The sequence below is a fragment of the Phycicoccus sp. genome (genome assembly GCF_035325325.1).
GTDB lineage: Bacteria > Actinomycetota > Actinomycetes > Actinomycetales > Dermatophilaceae > Phycicoccus.
On record NZ_DAOLAC010000071.1, the window covers coordinates 1 to 2773 of the forward strand.

Below are 2773 nucleotides of genomic sequence, written 5' to 3' on the forward strand. Positions count from 1 at the left end.
GTGTCGGAGACGTAGAAGTCGGACTGCACGAAGGCGAGCTCGCGGTCCACCTTCGGCAGGCCCCCCTCGGGCTCGACGATGATCATCCCGTACATGCCGTTGGCGATGTGGTGGACCACCGGCGCCGTGCCGCAGTGGTACATGAAGACGCCGGGAGTGGTGGCACGGAACTCGAAGCTCCAGCGCTCGCCGGGCTTGACGTCCGTGAAGGCCGTGTTCGGTGCGATGCGCGCGGCGTGGAAGTCGATCGAGTGCGGCATCGTGGTCCGGTTGTTGATCGTGACCTTCACCAGGTCGCCGACGCGGACGCGCACGACGGGCCCGGGCACGCGATCGCCGAAGGTCCAGACCTTCACGACCTTGCCGGGGGCGATCTCGACGACCTTCTCGGTCATGTCCCAGTCGATCACCTGTACCCCGGGGGTGTAGGCCGGAACGGCGGCGCTGTGGGTGTTCCGCGGGGCGTCGACCGGGGCGTCGGCGGGGGTCGTCGTCGCCATCGCCGCATGGTCCGCGGCGGTCATCGTGGCCGGGGCGGTCGCAGCCGTCCGGTCCGCGGCGTCGGCGCGGTCGGTCTGCCGGATGGCGGCGACCATGCCGCCGGCCGTGAGGGTGAACGCCAGGACGGCCGCCAGCACCAGGGGCCAGCGGGCCTTGCGGGTGGAGTGGGGTGTTCCCGGATCGAACATCGCTGCGTCCCCTCTCGGCGTTCGCTGTGCCTCCAGTGTCCACCCGATTTTCTCTTGTGTTCACCGTAGAAAACCGCGAGCGGCGTCCGGCCGGGCACCGATTTTCACCGCTCGCCGCTAGACTTAAGTCGTGACCAGCCTCACCCCCGAGGAGGCCGGCGCGCTGGCGCACCCGTCGCGGCAGGCGATCGCCGAGGCGCTCGGGGCCTCCGGCGACGGCCTGACCGTCGCCGAGCTGGCGTCACGGGTCGGCCTGCACACCAACGCCGTCCGCCAGCACCTCGCTCGGCTCCAGCGGGCCGGGGTGGTCGTGGCCGCCCCCACCGCCCCCACCGGCCGGCGAGGCCGCCCGAGCGTGCGCTACGCCCTGGCCGCCCCCGCCGCCGTCGCTGCGGTGGGCCACCGGGAGCTGGTGCGCCTGCTGCTGGAGCTGGTCCGGCGGATGCGCGCCACCGAGGACGACGTGGAGGCGTTCGGGTGGGAGCGGGGCCGCGGGCTCGTCTCGGGAGCGGGCGGCGCCGAGGCGCTCACCGCCTCGCTCGCGGGACTCGGCTTCGCCCCCGAGGAGGTCACCCCGGCGGCCGGGCGCCGCCACGGGGAGATGGACGTGCGGCTCCGCGCGTGCCCGTTCAAGGAGGCGGTGCTGGCGGAGGGCGGACACCTCATCTGCGCCCTCCACCGGGGGCTGGTGCGAGGGGCGCTGGAGCGGATCGACGACGGCGCCGACCTCGCGGTCTTCGAGCCGAAGGACCCGGTCACGGCGGGCTGCCGTGTGCTCGTGCGGGGGCTGCCGCCCCGGGCGGACTAGCCCTTCTCGCCCACCCGGAGCCGGTTCTCGGCGCGGCGGCGGGCCGACTCGGCCGCGCCGCGCTTCACGTCGTCGTCGCCGGCCTCGGCCAGCTCGGCCTCGGCGCGCTCGAGGGCCGCCCGCGCGCGCTCCACGTCGATCTCGTCGGCGCGCTCGGCCTGCTCGGTGAGGATCAGGACGCGGTCCTCCTCCACCGAGACGTAGCCCTCGGTGGTGGCCCAGACCAGCTCGGTGTCGTCGAGCAGCTTGATGCGGACCTCGCCGTGGCGCAGGAACGCGATGAACGGCGTGTGCCGCGGCAGGATGCCGACCTCGCCCTCGACGCTCGGCGCGACGACCATGTAGGCCACATCGTCGAAGACCGCCCCCTCGGGCGTGAGGAGCCGCACGCCGAGGCGCTTGCGCTCCTGTCCGATCGCGGTGCTCACCGGTTCTTCAGCTCCGCGGCCTTCTCGACGGCCTCGTCGATCCCGCCGACGAGGAAGAACGCCTCCTCGGGCAGGTCGTCGTGGCGGCCCTCGACGATCTCCTTGAACCCGCGGATCGTCTCCGACAGGGGCACGTACTTGCCCGGGGTGCCGGTGAAGGCCTCGGCGACGTGGAACGGCTGCGACAGGAAGCGCTCGATGCGGCGGGCGCGCGACACCGCGAGCTTCTGCTCGTCGGTGAGCTCGTCCACGCCGAGAATCGCGATGATGTCCTGCAGGTCCTTGTACTGCTGCAGGATCTCCTGGACCGTCGTCGCCACCTCGTAGTGCTCCGGCCCGACGCCCTCCTTCGAGAGGATGCGGCTGGTCGAGTCGAGCGGGTCCACGGCCGGGTAGATGCCCTTCTCCGCGATCGACCGGCTCAGGGTCGTGGTCGCGTCGAGGTGGGCGAAGGAGGCGGCCGGGGCGGGGTCGGTCAGGTCGTCCGCGGGGACGTAGATCGCCTGGATCGAGGTGACCGAGCCCTTCCGGGTGGAGGTGATCCGCTCCTGGAGGTCGCCCATCTCACCCTGGAGGGTGGGCTGGTAACCCACGGCGGACGGCATGCGGCCGAGGAGGGCCGACACCTCGGAGCCCGCCTGCACGAACCGGAAGATGTTGTCCACGAAGAGCAGCACGTCCTGGCCGCCCTCGTCGCGGAAGTACTCCGCCATGGTCAGGCCGGACAGGGCGACCCGCAGGCGCGCGCCCGGCGGCTCGTTCATCTGGCCGTACACGAGCGCGGTCTTGTCGATGACCCCGCTCTCCTTCATCTCCAGCCAGAGGTCGTTGCCCTCGCGGGTGCGCTC

4 protein-coding genes are annotated in these 2773 nt (G+C 72.4%); 1 reads left to right on the top strand and 3 read right to left on the bottom strand.

Annotated elements, in window-relative coordinates; translation table 11 throughout:
- Positions 1–689: multicopper oxidase domain-containing protein (locus tag PKA89_RS20210; protein WP_324422661.1), on the bottom strand; the 689-nt coding region annotated here is incomplete at its 3' end.
- Positions 690–819: 130 nt separating this feature from the next.
- Here PKA89_RS20210 and PKA89_RS20215 point away from each other — a divergent pair.
- Complete coding sequence (locus tag PKA89_RS20215) at positions 820–1497, top strand: helix-turn-helix domain-containing protein (protein WP_324422663.1); 678 nt, start codon at positions 820–822, stop codon at positions 1495–1497.
- On the opposite strand, the gene atpC is transcribed toward PKA89_RS20215, so the two are convergent.
- Complete coding sequence (atpC, locus tag PKA89_RS20220; protein ID WP_324422665.1) at positions 1494–1925, bottom strand: ATP synthase F1 subunit epsilon; 432 nt, start codon at positions 1923–1925, stop codon at positions 1494–1496. The two genes, PKA89_RS20215 and atpC, sit on opposite strands and share 4 nt — an antisense overlap.
- Positions 1922–2773, bottom strand: an 852-nt coding sequence (gene atpD, locus PKA89_RS20225; RefSeq protein WP_324422667.1) for a F0F1 ATP synthase subunit beta, incomplete at its 5' end; no start/stop codon positions are given. The genes atpC and atpD, both read right to left, overlap by 4 nt.